The 15,547-nt window shown below is 69.3% G+C and carries 18 protein-coding genes and 1 tRNA gene; 15 read left to right on the top strand and 4 right to left on the bottom strand.

From position 1 onward, the window contains the following. Positions 1-51 precede the first annotated feature (51 nt). A complete protein-coding gene (locus ABN401_RS13630; RefSeq protein WP_349685406.1) occupies positions 52-1,257 on the top strand; it encodes an acyl-CoA dehydrogenase in 1,206 nt (401 codons plus the stop codon). Positions 1,258-1,275: 18 nt separating this feature from the next. On the opposite strand, the gene ABN401_RS13625 is transcribed toward ABN401_RS13630, so the two are convergent. Both ABN401_RS13625 and ABN401_RS13620 read right to left on the bottom strand, forming a co-directional pair. Continuing rightward, a complete protein-coding gene (locus tag ABN401_RS13625; protein WP_349685405.1) occupies positions 1,276-2,349 on the bottom strand; it encodes an NmrA family NAD(P)-binding protein in 1,074 nt (357 codons plus the stop codon). Further along, entirely contained in the window at positions 2,346-2,519 is a 174-nt protein-coding gene (locus tag ABN401_RS13620; RefSeq protein ID WP_349685404.1) for a hypothetical protein, read from the bottom strand. Before ABN401_RS13620 ends, ABN401_RS13625 begins: the two co-directional genes overlap by 4 nt. A gap of 78 nt (positions 2,520-2,597) precedes the next feature. Here ABN401_RS13620 and ABN401_RS13615 point away from each other — a divergent pair, with 78 nt between their 5' ends. Next, entirely contained in the window at positions 2,598-3,161 is a 564-nt protein-coding gene (locus ABN401_RS13615; RefSeq protein ID WP_349685403.1) for a TetR/AcrR family transcriptional regulator, read from the top strand. Positions 3,162-3,167: 6 nt separating this feature from the next. Here the strand turns inward: ABN401_RS13615 and ABN401_RS13610 are convergent, their stop codons facing one another. Further along, on the bottom strand, positions 3,168-5,150 hold the full coding sequence (locus tag ABN401_RS13610; RefSeq protein ID WP_349685402.1) for an acetyl-CoA carboxylase biotin carboxylase subunit: 1,983 nt from the start codon (positions 5,148-5,150) through the stop codon (positions 3,168-3,170). Between the two features lie 197 nt (positions 5,151-5,347). Here ABN401_RS13610 and ABN401_RS13605 point away from each other — a divergent pair, with 197 nt between their 5' ends. From ABN401_RS13605 to ABN401_RS13595, 3 genes are all read left to right on the top strand, one after another. Continuing rightward, positions 5,348-6,838 carry a hypothetical protein gene (locus ABN401_RS13605; RefSeq protein ID WP_349685401.1) on the top strand — a complete coding sequence of 497 codons (1,491 nt, stop codon included), beginning with the start codon at positions 5,348-5,350 and terminating at the stop codon, positions 6,836-6,838. A 966-nt stretch (positions 6,839-7,804) separates the two neighbouring features. Next, positions 7,805-8,290, top strand: a complete 486-nt coding sequence (msrB, locus tag ABN401_RS13600) for a peptide-methionine (R)-S-oxide reductase MsrB (protein ID WP_349685400.1) — start codon at positions 7,805-7,807, stop codon at positions 8,288-8,290. A gap of 73 nt (positions 8,291-8,363) precedes the next feature. After that, positions 8,364-8,996, top strand: a complete 633-nt coding sequence (locus ABN401_RS13595) for a hypothetical protein (RefSeq protein ID WP_349685399.1) — start codon at positions 8,364-8,366, stop codon at positions 8,994-8,996. A gap of 58 nt (positions 8,997-9,054) precedes the next feature. Here the strand turns inward: ABN401_RS13595 and ABN401_RS13590 are convergent. Then, positions 9,055-9,129 (bottom strand) — tRNA-Thr (locus tag ABN401_RS13590). A 72-nt stretch (positions 9,130-9,201) separates the two neighbouring features. On the opposite strand from ABN401_RS13590, the gene ABN401_RS13585 reads away from it, so the two are divergent. The 10 genes from ABN401_RS13585 to ABN401_RS13540 all read left to right on the top strand — a co-directional run bounded on the left by ABN401_RS13585 (position 9,202) and on the right by ABN401_RS13540 (position 15,482). Further along, the gene (locus ABN401_RS13585) at positions 9,202-9,387 is read left to right on the top strand and encodes a hypothetical protein (protein ID WP_349685398.1); all 186 of its coding nucleotides are present in this window, start codon (positions 9,202-9,204) and stop codon (positions 9,385-9,387) included. A 104-nt stretch (positions 9,388-9,491) separates the two neighbouring features. Next, positions 9,492-10,796, top strand: a complete 1,305-nt coding sequence (gene murA, locus ABN401_RS13580) for a UDP-N-acetylglucosamine 1-carboxyvinyltransferase (RefSeq protein ID WP_349685397.1) — start codon at positions 9,492-9,494, stop codon at positions 10,794-10,796. Further along, positions 10,786-11,301, top strand: a complete 516-nt coding sequence (locus tag ABN401_RS13575; protein WP_349685396.1) for a DUF2948 family protein — start codon at positions 10,786-10,788, stop codon at positions 11,299-11,301. Before murA ends, ABN401_RS13575 begins: the two co-directional genes overlap by 11 nt. After that, complete coding sequence (locus ABN401_RS13570; protein WP_349685395.1) at positions 11,298-11,762, top strand: UPF0262 family protein; 465 nt, start codon at positions 11,298-11,300, stop codon at positions 11,760-11,762. Before ABN401_RS13575 ends, ABN401_RS13570 begins: the two co-directional genes overlap by 4 nt. Positions 11,763-11,866: 104 nt before the next feature. Further along, the gene (gene infA, locus ABN401_RS13565; RefSeq protein ID WP_008261544.1) at positions 11,867-12,085 is read left to right on the top strand and encodes a translation initiation factor IF-1; all 219 of its coding nucleotides are present in this window, start codon (positions 11,867-11,869) and stop codon (positions 12,083-12,085) included. Positions 12,086-12,093: 8 nt separating this feature from the next. Further along, the gene (locus ABN401_RS13560) at positions 12,094-12,672 is read left to right on the top strand and encodes a Maf family protein (RefSeq protein ID WP_349685394.1); all 579 of its coding nucleotides are present in this window, start codon (positions 12,094-12,096) and stop codon (positions 12,670-12,672) included. After that, the gene (locus tag ABN401_RS13555; RefSeq protein WP_349685393.1) at positions 12,669-13,703 is read left to right on the top strand and encodes a S1 domain-containing protein; all 1,035 of its coding nucleotides are present in this window, start codon (positions 12,669-12,671) and stop codon (positions 13,701-13,703) included. The genes ABN401_RS13560 and ABN401_RS13555 overlap by 4 nt, the downstream gene beginning before the upstream one ends. Beyond that, on the top strand, positions 13,703-13,864 hold the full coding sequence (locus ABN401_RS13550) for a DNA gyrase inhibitor YacG (RefSeq protein ID WP_432763562.1): 162 nt from the start codon (positions 13,703-13,705) through the stop codon (positions 13,862-13,864). Before ABN401_RS13555 ends, ABN401_RS13550 begins: the two co-directional genes overlap by 1 nt. Before the next feature lie 250 nt (positions 13,865-14,114). Beyond that, complete coding sequence (gene coaD / locus ABN401_RS13545; RefSeq protein WP_349685392.1) at positions 14,115-14,597, top strand: pantetheine-phosphate adenylyltransferase; 483 nt, start codon at positions 14,115-14,117, stop codon at positions 14,595-14,597. Positions 14,598-14,612: 15 nt separating this feature from the next. Then, the gene (locus tag ABN401_RS13540; protein WP_349685391.1) at positions 14,613-15,482 is read left to right on the top strand and encodes a peptidylprolyl isomerase; all 870 of its coding nucleotides are present in this window, start codon (positions 14,613-14,615) and stop codon (positions 15,480-15,482) included. Positions 15,483-15,547 lie beyond the last annotated feature (65 nt).

Raw genomic sequence — 15,547 nt, 5'->3', positions numbered from 1 at the left:
TCGTGGACTTGCCAAGGCAATTCCGCCGACGAAACGACGAAGGACCGACCCATGGCCGACGGCAGCCCCTCCCCCCAGAACCAAGATGCCACCCAGACCTATCGCTGGGACGACCCGTTCGATCTCGACGGCCGCCTGACCGATGACGAGCGGATGATCCGTGACGCCGCCCGGTCCTATGCCCGGGACCGGCTGCTGCCCCGCGTCGTCGCCGCCTTCCGGGACGAGGTCTTCGACCGCGCCATCATGACCGAGATGGGCGAGATGGGCTTCCTCGGCGCCATGCTGCCCGAACAGTACGGCGGCGCGGGCGCCAGCCACGTCGCCTATGGCCTGATCGCGCGCGAGATCGAGGCGATCGACAGCGGCTATCGCTCGGCCATGTCGGTCCAGTCGTCGCTGGCCATGTATCCGATCTACGCCTTCGGCTCTGAGGAACAGCGCATGCGCTTCCTGCCCCGGATGGCGGCGGGCGAGCTGATCGGCTGCTTCGGCCTGACCGAGGCCGACGGGGGGTCCGACCCCGCCTCGATGAAGACCAAGGCGGTCAAGGTCGAGGGCGGCTACCGCCTGAACGGCGGCAAATACTGGATCACCAACTCCGCCATCGCCGACCTGGCCATCGTCTGGGCCAAGCTTGATGACGTCATCCGCGGCTTCATCGTCGAGCGCGACTTCGACGGCTTCACCACCGGCAAGATCGGCGACAAGCTGTCGCTCCGCGCCTCCATCACCGGCGACATCGGCCTGAACGACGTCTTTGTGCCAGAGGACAACCTGTTGCCGGGCGTCAAGGGCCTGCGCGGCCCCTTCTCCTGCCTGAACAAGGCCCGCTACGGCATCGCCTGGGGGGCCATGGGTGCCGCCGAGTTCTGCCTGCACGCCACCCGCGACTATGTCGCCGAGCGCATGCTGTTCGGCCGCCCGCTGTCGTCACGCCAGCTGGTGCAGAAGAAGCTGGCCGACATGTCGACCGACATCGCCCTCGGCTTCGAGGGGGCCTATGCGCTCGGCCGCCTGCTCGACACCGGTGCCTTCGTGCCCGAAGCCATCTCGATGATGAAGCGCAACAACTGCGGCAAGGCCCTGGCCATCGCGCGCGAGGCCCGCGACATGCATGGCGGCGCCGGCATCACCGGCGAACTCCACGTCATGCGCCACGCCATGAACCTGGAGACCGTCAACACCTACGAAGGCGCGCACGACGTGCATGCCCTGATCCTCGGGCGGGCGATCACGGGCGAGAGCGCGTTCTAGGCGGGCCCTCCCGCAGGGTCAGGCCGTCAGCACCGCGTCCCGCGCCAGCCGTTCGCGCGAGGCCTTCCAGACCGGATCCTGCATCGCATACCGGGCCTTGGCGGGCGCGACGACCCCGGCGTCGCGCTCGAACCGTGCCAGATCGTAGCCCGGGGCTATCGGCGTGCGCATGAAGTCGAGAAAGGCCCCCGTGCGCGAGGCGAAGGTCACGCGGGCCTCGGGCAGGGCGGCATAGCGCCGGGCGGTGGCTCCGAAGGCTTCAGGCGGTCGACCCGTCACCCGTTCGACGTGATCGGTCAAGCCGTGAAAGGCGAAAGCGCCCTGTTTGTGATCCCTCACCCGGTGGCGGAACCCGCTGAGTTCCGCCGCCGGCACGCCTTGCATGCGCGCGGCCTTCAGGAAGAGCCACATCGGCATCTCGAACCGCATCACACCGCGGTCCAGCGCCGTCGCGACCTCTTTCGCCATGCCGGCTGTCGACAGGAGTTGGGGTCCGGTCGGTCGATAGGCGCGTCCTGCATGGCGGTCGGGATCGATCAGGGCCCCGACGATCACAGCGGCGATGTCCTCGTTCGACGGAGGCGCATTCAGGCTGTTCCCGGTCAGCGACGGCAGCACGCCCAGCTGTGCTGCGAAATTGATCAGCCTCAGATAGTTGTCGGCGAAAAAGCCCGGCGCGACCAGGGTCACACCCAGGCTCAGTCCTCTCAGCCTCTGCTCCATCTGCCAAAGCTGGCGCGTCTCGAACGCCGGGTGCCGCTCGCACGCCAGCCACTGTCCGAGGGCGACGGTGGACTCCAGCCGGGCTTCCTGCGCCGCCCTCAGGAACAGGTCGGCCGCCTCGATCATGCGGGGGTCGAACGGCGGCACCAGATAGGCCCGGCCGACGCCGCGCATGGCCGTCTGCATCACTGCGGGATCGAACAGGTCCCCGACCTGAACCTCGCAGCCCAGGTCGGCGAGGACGCGGGCCCGCGCGTCGGCGCTGCGCACCAGAACCCGTACGGGCCAGTCCAGCCCCCGGAGCTGGCGCGCGACGGCTCCGCCGGTCTTGCCCGTCGCGCCCGTGACCAGGATCAGGGGCCGGCTCACGCGCCCGCCCCTTGTTCGGATGCCGCGTCGACGTTGCGCGCTTCCAGCCGCTCGATCCGGCGCGCCAGCCCATCCAGGTCGTCGCGCAGGTCATCCTCGGGCCGGCGATCGAGCGCCTCCGCAAATCGCGCGAGGACGTCTCGCAGGGCGGCCAAACGGCGAAGAGACATCTGTAAATCCATTTAGATGATGAACGTCATTTTCTTTTAGAGTATGGTCATCATCTTTTCAAGCCGCTACGCTGCATCATGCGCAAATCGAGGGAAGCCACGGCCGAGGGCCGCGATCTGATCGTCCAGACCGGGGCGCGGATGATCCGAGAACGCGGCATCGAGGGAACCAGCGTGGCCGAGGTCATGGCCGCTGCGGGTCGCACGCACGGCGGCTTCTATCGGCATTTCCAGACCAAGGACGCCCTGGTCCAGGCCTGCCTGGACGCCGCGTTCGATCAGATGCTGACCGTCATTGCCGACCCGCCGCCAGCCGAGGGACGCCGGGGCTTCGAGGCCTTCGCCCGCTTCTATCTGTCCGATGACCACCTGCTGAACCCGGGGTTCGGCTGCCCCGCGGCCGCGCTGAGCTCCGAGATCGCCTGGGCCCCCGACGGGACGCGCGCGGTCTTTACGCGCGGAATGGATCGCATGATCGCGGCGGTCGCAGAAACGCTCGACGTTGGACCGGCCGACCGAGAGGTCGAGGCGACGCGCCGGCTCATATTGCTGATCGGCGCGATGTCTACCGCGCGGGCCGTGGACGCCCCTTTGGCCTTGGCCCTGCGAAAGGCGGCCCTCGACTCGGTTCTCGCGGCCTGAGCCGCCTCAGCCGAACTCCACCAGCACGTCATCCGCTGCCACCGGGTCGCCCGCCTTGGCCGCCACGGTCTTCACCACGCCGTCGCGTTCGGCCTTGAGGATGTTCTGCATCTTCATGGCCTCGATGATGGCGACGGTCTCGCCGGCCTTGACCTCCTGGCCCACGGCGACGGCGATCGACACCACCAGCCCCGGCATCGGCGACTGGATCAGCTTGGAGGTGTCGGCCGCCGCCTTCTCGGGCAGGCGGGCGAACAGTTCGGCCTGACGCGGGGTGAACACCCGCACCCGGGCCTTCGCCGCACCCGAGCGCACGGTCCAACCGTCGGCGGTGCGGGCGACCTCGGCGGTGAAGGCCTGGTCGTCCAGGACGGCGCGGAACTGCGCCAGCCCCGGCCGCCAGTCGATGTCGGATAGGCGCAGAACCCGGTCCTCGCCCGCCAGCTCAAGCGCCAGAACCTCGTCCTCGTCGTAGCCCAGCGACACCCCGTGGGCGTCGCGGTCGACCAGCACGATCCAGTCCGTACGCTCCGACGGATCGCCCGCCTGTTCGGCCATGATCTCGTTCATGGCGCAGGCCGCTGCGATCATGACGTCCAGCCGGCGCCGGTCCGGCTCCGCGCCCCGGAAGCCGTCCGGGAACTCGTCCCTGATGTAGCTGGTCGACAGGGCGCCCGAGCGGAACCGCTCCTGGTCCATCACCGCTGCCAGGAACGGCACATTGTGCCCCACGCCCGCCAGATGGGTATCCTCCAGCGCCCGGCGCATGCCGTCCACCGCCGCGATCCGGGTCGGGGCCCAGGTGTTCAGCTTGGCGATCATGGGGTCGTAGAACATCGAGATCTCGTCGCCTTCGCGGACGCCCGAGTCGTTCCGCACCGTGTAGCCGTCCTGCTCGCCTTCCTCGGGCTGCTCGTAGCGGACCAGGCGGCCGATGGAGGGCAGGAAGCCGCGATAAGGGTCCTCTGCGTAGATGCGGCTCTCGATGGCCCAGCCGTTGATGGCCAGCTGTCCTTGCGTGAAAGGCAGGCGCTCGCCTGCCGCCGAACGGATCATCTGTTCGACCAGATCGACGCCGGTGATCAGCTCCGTCACCGGATGCTCGACCTGCAGCCGGGTGTTCATCTCCAGGAAGAAGAAGCTGCGGTCCTGACCCGCCACGAACTCCACCGTTCCGGCCGAGTCGTAGTTGACTGCCCGCGCCAGGGCGACGGCTTGGGCTCCCATGGCTTCGCGCGTGGCCTCATCCAGCAGGGGGGAGGGGGCCTCCTCGATGACCTTCTGGTTCCGCCGCTGGATCGAGCACTCGCGGTCAAACAGGTGGACGATGTTCCCATGCTTGTCGCCCAGCACCTGGATCTCGATGTGGCGCGGGTCGATGATGAACTTTTCCAGGAAGACCCGGTCGTCGCCGAACGCGGTCTGGGCCTCGGCCTTCACCGCGGCGAAGCCCTCGGCCATGTCGTCATCGGAATGGGCGACGCGGATGCCCTTGCCGCCGCCGCCGGCCGAGGCCTTGATCATCACCGGATAGCCGATCTGGCGCGCGATCTCGACGGCGTGGTCGGTGGTCTCGATGAGGCCCATGTGGCCCGGCACAGTCGAAACGCCCGCCTCGGCGGCGAATTTCTTGGACGTGATCTTGTCGCCCATGGCCTCGATGGCCCCGGGGTTCGGACCGATGAAGGCGATGCCCTCGGCCTCCAGCCGCCGCGCGAAGACAGGGTTCTCGGACAGGAAGCCGAATCCGGGATGCACCGCCTGCGCGCCCGAACGACGCACCGCCTCCACGATCTTGTCCTGCACCAGATAGCTCTCGGCGGTGGGCGACGGGCCGATGTGGATCGCCTCGTCGGCCATTTCCACGGCCATCGACCCGGCGTCGGCGTCGGAGTGGACGACGACCGTCGCTATGCCCATCCGTCGGGCGGTCTTGATGATGCGGACGGCGATCTCGCCCCGGTTCGCGATCAGGATCTTGTCGAACATGGGCCGGTTCGTAGGCGGTGGCGCGCCGTCGGTCCATACCTGCGCCGCCGGGCCCGGGCAGGGGGCATGGATGAACGCCGCGACCATTCCCCGTTCAGGCGAACCGTCACATGATCGCCGTTCTGGGTTGGCAAGGTCGCCCTTGATCGGCTTTAACCCTCGCCGACCCCTTCGACTGACTGGCCTGGAGTTCGCCAATGAACCGCTTCCTGACCGCCGTCTCGGCGACCGCCCTCCTGCTCACGGCGTCCGTCGCGTCCGCTCAGGACTTCCGCGCCCTGGCCCAGACCGACCTCGTGGCCGCGCGCGACGAGCTGCGCGCCAACCACCCGGCCGCAGTCATCCCCGGCGCGGCGGGCGACACCTTCCGTGCCTGGATCGACGCCGGCTTGACGGACGCCCAAGGCCGCATCGGCCAGGTCAACTCCGGCGACGCCCACGCCTATCTGATGCGCTACTACGGCGCCGGCTTCCGCGATTCCAACATCTCCATCCGGCCGACGTTCGAGGGTCTGGGCCCCTATTTCGGCATCAGCTGGCCCGGCGTCGCCACCGGCTGGCGCAACGGCCGCTATGAGGTCACCTATGTGAAGCCGGGCGTCCGCAACGCGCCCCGCGTCGGCGACGTCGTGGTCAGCTGCAACCTGACCCCGATCGAGGAATACGCCCGCGGCAAGCTCGACAAGTGGGAAGGCAACCTGGAGACCGAGTCCGGTCGCGTGACCTCGGCCCCCTACCTGCTGTGGAACCGCAACAACCCCTTCGTCTCGGGCCTGCCCTCGACCTGCGAGTTCCAGCGCGGCGGTCGGGGCCGCGCCCGCGCCATCGATCTGCGTCCCATCCCGCTGGTGGCCGGTGATCTCGAGGCCGCCTACCGCGCCACCGTCTACATGCCGCCCGCCACGCCGCTGAACGTCGAGACCGTGAACGGCCGCCCGTGGGTCCATGTCCATTCCTTCGCCGACAGCGCCGGCTGGAGCGCCTTCAACAGCCTGGTCGAAAACCAGGCCGCCGCCCTGCGCGGACCCCAGGGCTTCGTGCTGGACCTGCGCGCCGCCGCCGGGACCTCGGCCTTCACCTCGACCGCGCGCGGCTATGGCCTGGCCAACCGCATCTGGACGCCCGAGTTCACCGTCAGCCGCCAGCCGGCCGCCGGCGAGATCACCTATCGCGCCACCGCCGGCAATCGCCAGTGGTACGCCGACACCCTGGGCCGGATGCGGGCCGATCCCCTGTTCGTTCAGGAGAACACTCCGGTCATCGAACAGACCCAGGCCATCGTCGAGGCGTTCGACGCCGCGCTCGCCGCCGGTCAGCAGATATTCACCCTGGCCGGCCGTCCCGCGGTGCCGGACACGGGCGCGCCCAACCCCGTCCAGGGCCCGGTCGTGGTCCTGGTCGACGCCGGCTGCTCGGGCGGTTGCCTGGACACGCTGGACCTTCTGGTTCGCTTGCCGAACGTCCGCATCGCCGGCTCGACCACGGCGACCGATTCGATCTTCATCGAACCGACCGTCATGCGCCTGCCGTCGAACTATTCGGACCTCAGCTACGGCCACAAGGCCTGGACCAGCCGCCAGCGCGGCAACAACCAGCCCTTCACCCCGGCCCAGGGCCTGGCCTACACCGGCAATCCCGCCGACGAGACCGCCGTCCGCGAATGGGTCGGCACCCTGTTCGGGGGCTGAGGCATGCTGGCGCGCTAACGCGGGCGACGCGGTCGCCCGCTGCTTGAGCGGGATCTGAGCGAGTTGGGCCGGGCAGGGAACACCTCGCCCGGCCCTTTCGATTGCTGGCAGCATCGCCGGGTTGCTCGTCGCGCACTGGTCGCACAGGGGCGGGACGTTTGTCGTCGGAGGTCGCCGTGGGTGGTTAGCGGACGCCGAGACTACCCTTCAGCCGCTGAGGTAACTCAGGCCCGGTTGGCGGCGTAGGATGGGGACTCACGAGTCGATCTGAGATGAAGCCGATCTTCTGCTGTATCGCCCCACTGATTGGTGCCGCTCTCGCGGTTTTCGCCTTGCTGATGGTTTCGTCAGTCAGCATCGCTGCGCCCGCGTCGGCCATGCAGGGCATGTCCGTTGAAAACTGCGCGGACATGGTTCCGGGAAAGGGTGGACCGCCCTGCTCGGCAGAGTGCGCTGTCATCTGCCACGCGCTGGTCTTGTCTCCTCCAGTAGTGGATAAGGTGACTGTGTTCCAACGTGTGTCCTATTCGGCCTCCTGCCTGGGATTGATGTCAGTGCTCGTTGAAGGCGATGACCCGCCACCTCGATAGGCGGGCGTGTTCAACGAACTCAACTCACTCATCATCATACGGAGTTTTCAAATGAAGAACGTGTTCACCGTGGCGGGCCTGATTCTACTCGCATCTGGAACCGCCGCGTTTGCGGCGTCGCCCGAGACCGTGATCCAGGCCGTCGCCTCTTGTTGCGACGCTCTGGCGGCCTGCTGCCAAGGCGCTTCGATGCCTTGCTGCCCCTAACTGCCTGCTGAGTTAGGCGCGGAACGCCCGGTCGAAAGGCCGGGCGTTTTGTCTGAGTGGTTGTTCGAGGTGGGTCGGAACCGATCATCAGCCTCGCTCCTGATCCCGGTGTTGACGACCCGATCATCCCGCCCTTGGCAGCGACCGTAGCCACCCCCACATCCGCATCATGACCGAGACCGCCACGCCCCACCGCTCCGCCGCCGGCTTCGACCTGACCCCGCCGTCGGAGGGCCAGCGCGTCGCGCTCGAAGCCGATCTGAGCGCAGAGGAGAAACGCGTCCTCCTCTCCCACGGCACGGAGGCTCCCTTCTGCGGCGTCCTGCTGGGTGAGAAGCGGTCGGGCGTCTACGTCTGTCGCCAGTGCGGCCTGCCCCTGTTCCGCGCCGGCACCAAGTTCGAGAGCGGCACCGGCTGGCCCAGCTTCACCCAGCCGGTCAGCGACGATCATGTCACCGCCATCGTCGACCGGTCCTATGGCATGACCCGCACCGAGACCGTCTGCGCCCGCTGCGGCGGCCACCAGGGCCACGTCTTCCCCGACGGTCCGCCCCCGACCGGCCTGCGCTACTGCATCAACTCGGTCGCGCTCCAGTTCGTGCCCGAGGGCACCCCTCTGCCCGATCCCCTGGGGCGCGGCGACGGCGTCGCGTGACGCGGTCGAATCCGGTCGGTCGCCATCGCGCCGCATTTGAGGCTAGACTGAACGTCAGTCCGGAGTTCCGCCCATGCTGATCGCCCTCGGTCTCGCCGCCGCCCTTACCGCGTCCGACCCCGACCTGATCGCCACGGCGCCTGCCGGGACCGGCTCGGTGATCGTGGGGGCCGAGGCGCCGGTCGCCGACGCGGTGCCGGATCCTCAGTCGACGGCGATCACGCCTCACAACCTCACCACCCAGCAGCAGATCGATCGCTGGCTGTCGGCGCGGACGGCCGAGACCGAACCCTTCGCCGACGACGGCAGCCCCGTCGATGACCGCAGGATGCACGGCTATGTCAGCGGCTCCATCGGCTCCAACGACTTCAGCGCGGTCGAGGTCGGCGTCTCCCTGCCGGTCGGCGAGAACGGCCGGATCGACCTGACCTATCAGCAAGTTCGCAACGGTCATGGCCTCTACGGCTACGGCTACGGATATGGCTATGGCGGATACGGTTACGGCTATGGCGGCGGTCTCTACGGCGATCGCCGCGGTCAGGGGTACGACGACCTGGACGGCCCGCCGCTGAACGCCCCCAATTCCTTCTTCGGCCCGGGTTGGAGCCACGCGGGCCGCGACCGCTCGCGCGAGCCCCGCACCTCCATCGGCCTGTCCTACCAGTCCGGCAGCGACCGCAAGCGCGCCGACGACCGCCGCCGCTGAACGGGTGATGTCCAAACGCAAAAGGCCCGGTCTCGTGACCGGGCCTTGTTCGTTCAGATGGTGCCGCCGGGGGGAATCGAACCCACGACCTCAGCCTTACCAAGGATGCGCTCTACCACTGAGCTACGGCGGCCTGTTCTGAGGAAGCGGCCGTATAGCCACTGGAGTGTCGGGGGGGAAGCCCCTTGCCGCGAAAGATTTCCCGGTGCTGACTGCGACCATGACCGAGCCGCCCGAGACACCGTCCACCCCGCCCGCCGTCCGGCTCGAGGCGGCGCCGACGCGGGAGCCGTCGGCCAAGTCCGAACGCGCCGCCCGCCTGGCCAAGGCGCTCCGGGAAAATCTCCGTCGCCGCAAGGCCCCCAAACCGGCCCGCCCCACCGACAGCTGACCGCTCACCGAACGTGACCGCATCCTCCCCTTTCGCAACGCACCCGGGCCGCGCTAGATAGCCGGCTCGCCGGGACGGTCGATCCTTGCGGCTTCAAGGACGACATGGACAGCATTACGGTTCACGGCAACGGCCCGCTGCACGGCGAGATCCCGGTCTCGGGGGCCAAGAACTCGGCCATCAAGCTGATGGCGGCCTCGATCCTGACGGACCAGCCGCTGCGCCTGACCAATATGCCGCGTCTGGCCGACACCAAATTCCTGGGCCGGCTGCTGCGCTCCTTCGGCGTCGAGGTGACGGAGAACGGCCACGGCTCCGAGCAGGAGACCCTGTTCCATGCCGCCGAGATCAGTTCGACCTTCGCCCCCTACGACCTGGTCCGTCAGATGCGGGCCAGCTTCAACGTCCTGGGCCCGCTGCTGGCGCGCACCGGCCACGCCAAGGTCTCCCTGCCGGGCGGCTGCACCATCGGCGCGCGCCCCGTCGATCTGCACATCGACGCCCTGACCCGGCTCGGCGCCTCCATCCACCTGGAGGAGGGTTATGTCTCGGCCATGGCACCCGGTGGGCTGCGCGGGGCCGAGATCGAGTTTCCCTTCGTCTCGGTCGGCGCGACCGAACACACCCTGATGGCCGCCGTCCTCGCCCGGGGCACCACCGTGCTGAAGCGTGCCGCCCGCGAGCCCGAGATCGGCGACCTGGCCCGCTGCCTCGTCATGATGGGCGCGAACATCGAGGGCATCGACACGGATACCCTGGTGATCGAGGGCGTCACCTCCCTCTCGGGCGGCGACTGGTCGGTCATCCCCGACCGGATCGAGATGGGCTCCTACGCCTGCGCCGCCGCCATGGCGGGGGGCGAGGTCCGCCTGACCCGCGCCCGTCCCGACCTCATCACCGCCCTCACGGACAAGATGACCGCCGCGGGCGTCGAGATCGAGCCGACCGACGACGGCGTCATCGTCCGCCGCGACCCGTCCGTCCGGCTCCGGGCCACGAACGTCGCGACCGAGGTCTATCCGGGCTTCGCCACCGACCTCCAGGCCCAGTTCATGACCCTGATGACCACCGCCGACGGCGTCAGCGTCATTCACGAGAACATCTTCGAGAACCGCTTCATGCACGCGCCCGAGCTGGCGCGTCTGGGCGCCGACATCTCGGTCCATGCGGGCGAGGCCCACGTCACTGGCGTGGATCGGCTGAAGGGGGCCCCGGTCATGGCCACCGACCTGCGCGCCTCGGTCAGCCTGGTGATCGCCGGCCTCGTCGCCGAGGGTGAAACCTCGATCGGTCGCGTCTATCATCTGGATCGCGGTTTCGAGCGTCTGGAAGAAAAGCTCGGTGCCTGCGGGGCCGACATCCGACGGGTGAAGGGCCCGCCCGTCGAAGGACCGGACGATGACCACTGAGGATCTGGCGAGCGCGCCGATCACGAGCGAGGAGGGTGAGGCGCTGCGGCAGGCCGCGGGCGGCTCCAGCGCGCCCCTGCGCCTGCTCGCCGAGGACGGCGAGGACCTGGCCATCATCTCCGCCGCGCTTCAGGACGCCATCCTTCGCCCCGCCGACATCGTCTGGGAAAAGGGCGCGCGTCGCCTGACCATCGAGCTTTCGCGCTTCTGCTGGGAATGCGGCGGCACCTGGGTGCGGGCGGCCATGCAGTTCGGCGACGTCCAGGCGGTCAAGAGCCGGGGCCTGCCGCGCCTGCCCGACACCCCGCTGGAGCTTCTCGCCATCCACTTCATCGAGGGCGAGCCGCCGGGCGGCAAGGTGATCCTGATGTTCGCGGGCGGCGGCGACCTGCGGGTCGACGTCGAATGCCTGGACGCCGTCGTCGCCGATCTGTCCGAGCGCTGGCAGGCCCGCATGGCCCCCACCCACCTGGACGGCCCCCCGTCCGGCAAGGACGCCGAATGACCGATCAGAGGCTGGCCAGCGTCGAACTGGACGAGGCGACGCTGCCGTCCGCCACCGCCGAGATCGAGCACGAGCGCCGCGTCGCCATCTTCGACCTGGTCGAGAAGAACGCCTTCGCCCCGCACGAGGCCGACGCCGGCCCCTATGGGCTCAAGCTCTCGCTCCAGGACAACCGGCTGGTGTTCGATATCAGCGGCATCGACTTCGCCCGCACCTACGCCCTGTCGCTGACGCCGCTGAAGCAGGTGCTGCGCGACTATCTGCTGATCTGCGACAGCTACTACGAGGCCCTTCGCGGTTCCTCGCCCAGCCAGATCGAGGCCGTCGACATGGGCCGCCGCGGCCTGCACAACGAGGGGGCCGAACTGCTCAAGGCCCGCCTCGACGGCAAGATCGCCATCGACCACGAAACCGCCCGGCGGCTCTTCACCCTGGTCTGCGCCCTGTATCGGCGCGGCTGAACTCGACTAACCCGTCGTTTTCGTGCATTAGCGCCCACTTCTTACGGCTCGCGTCCCCGCCCGGCGCGAGCCTCGATTCGTATTCACGGGGCGCAGGAGGCCGCATGGCCAAGGAAGAACTGCTCGAGTTTCCCGGCACGGTGTCGGAACTGCTGCCGAACGCCACCTTTCGCGTGACGCTCGAGAACGATCACGAGATCATCGCCCACACCGCCGGCAAGATGCGCAAGAACCGCATCCGCGTCCTGGCCGGCGACAAGGTCCTGGTCGAGATGACGCCCTATGACCTGACCAAGGGCCGCATCACCTATCGCTTCAAGTAAGGGCAGGGGTGAGCCCCCGTCCTGACCTGGTGCTGGCTTCGGCCAGCCCGCGCCGCATCGAGCTGCTGGCGCTGATCGGCATAACGCCGGTTCACATCGACCCCGCCGACATCGACGAGACCCCTCTGAAGGCCGAGGAGCCCCCGCGCCTCGCCGTGCGGCTGGCCCGCGCCAAGGCCCAGGCCGTGCTGGCCCGCCATCCCGACGCTGTCGTCCTGTCCGCCGACACCGTCGTCGCGGTCGGCCGCCGCCTGCTGGAAAAACCCGCCGATGCGGCCGAGGCCGAGCGGTTCCTGCGTCTGCTGTCCGGCCGCAACCACCGCGTCTTCACCGCCGTGGCCGTGGCCACCGCCGCCCGTGTCACCCACCGCTGCGTCGAGACCCGCGTGACGATCAAACGCCTGTCGGAGCCTGAGATCGCCGCCTATGTCGCGGGCGGCGACTGGCGCGGCAAGGCGGGCGGCTACGGCATCCAGGGCCCGGCCGCCGCCTTCGTCACCCGCATCGTCGGCAGCCACCCCGCCGTCATGGGCCTGCCCCTGCCCGAGACCGTCAATCTGCTGGCGGGCACCGGCTGGCGGCGATGAGTGGGCTCGAAGCCTTCCTGGATGATACCCCCGGCGAGACGCGCGGCATCCTGGCCCGCGACGGCCGCTTCGAGCGTCTGCTGATTCAGCGCGACGACGATCCGCCCCAGACCCGGCTGGGTGCCCGCTCGGTCGGCCGCGTGGTCGATGTGGAGGCCGGCTTCAACGCCGCCTTCGTCGATCTGGGCGCGCCCGGTCCCGCCGCCTTCCTGCCGCTGGGGCAGGGGCCTCGCCTCCGCGAGGGCGAGGCCGTCGAGGTCCAGACCACCGCCGAACCCCGCGAGCGCAAAGGCCCGACCGTCCGATTGCTCGGCCCGACCGAGGGCCCACCGCGCCTGATCGCCTCGGGTCCCGATGTCGCCGCCGAACTGGCCCGCCTCGCCCCCGGCGTCCCGATCCAGACCGGCCCCGCCGCCATCCAGGCCGCCTGGGACGCGGAAGGAGAAGCCCTGTCCGATGGGGCCGTGTTCGCCGACCTCGCGTTCGATCTGGCCGTCCAGCGCACGCGCGCCCTCATCGCCGTCGACATCGACTACGCCCACCTGCCGGGCCGCGACCCCAGAAAGGGCCGCCACCGCGCCAATCAGGAGGGCCTGCGCCACGCCGCCCGTCTGATCCGGCTCAAGAGCTGGGGCGGTCTCGTGGCCATCGACCTCGTGGGCACGCGTCTTGACGCCGAGAGCCTCGGCCGCGCCGCCCGGTCCGCCTTCGCCGACGAGCCCGAGGCGGTGCTCGGCCCGCTGAACCGGTTCGGCGTGCTGCAACTGTCTCTGCCCTGGCGGCGCACCCCGATCGAGGATCGGCTGAGGGGCTGGGACGGGGCCCAGGCGCCCATGACCCGCGCCATCGCCCTCGCGCGCCGTTTGCGCATGCGGATGCTGCAGGACACCGCGACGCCGCGCTTCACCGCCCGCTGCGCCCCTGCCGAGGCGACCCTGGCTGCCCCCCTGATCGCCCGCCTCGGCCCCCGGGCGGCGATCCTGGCCGATTCGGCCGTCCGTCCCGGCCACGCCGACATCGAGGAGGGCTGATGGCCTGTCCCATCTGCAAGAAGAACCCGTCGGCAGAGGCCTACAAGCCCTTCTGCTCGCGCCGCTGCGCGGACCTGGATCTGCAACGCTGGCTCACCGGCGCCTACGTCCTGCCCGAGGTCGATGAAGCCATCCCCGACGCCGACCCCGAGGAGGGGTAGGGGGCGACGAGGGACCGCGCCGTCTCTCCCTCCCCTTCAGGGGAGGGCAGATCGCGCAGCGATCGGGTGGGGGCGGCCCCGCGCGACAAAGGCGATGTTCGCGCCCGCATCGCCCGGCCGCCCCCACCCGGTCTCCGCTCCGCTTCCACCTCTCCTCGGCTCGCAGGCGAGCCTTCGTCGACCCCAAGGGGGAGGGAGGAGACGCCCGCGTCGTCGCCTGCTACTCAGACGGGACGCGGGGAGGAATCGCATGCGCATCGGGCTCTATCCCGGCACCTTCGATCCGGTCACGAACGGCCACATGGACATCATCGGTCGGGCGGTGAAGCTGGTCGATCGTCTCGTGATCGGCGTCGCCCAGAACGACGACAAGGGCCCCTTGTTCACGACCGCCGAGCGTGTCCAGATGGTGAAGGCCGAGGTCGCGGGCCTGAACGCCGACATCGACGTCCAGCCCTTCTCGTCCCTGCTGATGCATTTCGCCGAACACCTGAGCGCCAACGTCATCGTGCGCGGGCTGCGCGCCGTCGCGGACTTCGAGTACGAGTTCCAGATGACTGCGATGAACCAGCGCCTCAATGACGACATCGAGACCGTCTTTCTGATGGCCGACCCCCGCCACCAGGCCATCGCCTCGCGGCTGGTCAAGGAGATCGCCCGCCTGGACGGCTCAATCGACAGTTTCGTCAGCCCCGCCGTGGCCGCCGCCGTGCGCGCCCGCGTCAAACCCTGAACCCGGATTTCCGCCTTGAAGCCTGTCCTGATCGCCCTCGCCGCCGCCCTCGGCCTGTCTCCTCTCGGTGCCGCCGCCCAGACCGCCCCGGCCCCCACCGCCGGTGACTGGCGCGTCATCGCGCCGGAGAACCTCCTGGTCATCGACAGCTCCAAGGGCCGCATCCTGGTCGAGCTGGAGCCCCGCGCCGCGCCCGCTCACGTCCAGCGCATCCGCACCCTGGCCGACCAGGGCTTCTATGACGGGCACAAATTCCACCGCGTCCTGACCGGCTTCATGGCCCAGACCGGCGATCCGCTCGGCACCGGGGCGGGTGGATCGGACCTGCCCGATATAGCCGCCGAGTTCACCTTCCGCCGCGGCCGCGACGCCGGCTTCGCCGCCATTGAGGGCGGCATACCCGATGCGGTCTCGGGCCTGGTCGGATCCCTGCCGGTCCAGACTCAGCCCGACGCCCAGATGATGGTCACCGCCGATTTCCGCACTGACGCCTCGGGCCTGTTCTGCACCGGCGTGCTCGGCATGGCGCGCGCGGGCGATCCGAACAGCGCCAACAGCCAGTTCTTCCTGATGATGGGCAACAACGCCGTCCTGAACGGCCAGTACACCGCCTTCGGCCGCGTGCTTCAGGGACTCGACGTCGTCCAGTCGCTCAAGGCGGGGCCCGAGGCGGAGGACGGTCGCGTCGCCGTCGATCCCGACACCATGACCCGCGTCCGCACCGCCGCCGCCCTGCCCGAGGGCGAACGCCCGGTGGCCCGCGTGCTGGACGCCCGCTCCCCCGCCTATCAGGCCCGGATCGCCGACCTCCGCGCCACCCGTGGCCGCCAGTTCAGCGTCTGCGACGCCCAGCCGGTCGTAGAGGTAACCGGTTCGCTCTCCTGACTTTTCTTTCCGCTCATCCCCGCGGAAGCGGGGACCCAGTCCTTAAGCGAGGCACGGCGTCATGG

The sequence above is a fragment of the Brevundimonas aurifodinae genome (genome assembly GCF_040195595.1).
GTDB classification, from domain to species: Bacteria; Pseudomonadota; Alphaproteobacteria; order Caulobacterales; family Caulobacteraceae; genus Brevundimonas; species Brevundimonas aurifodinae.
The sequence above is the reverse complement of the archived record's forward strand: the minus strand, read 5'-3'. Positions and strand labels throughout refer to the sequence as shown.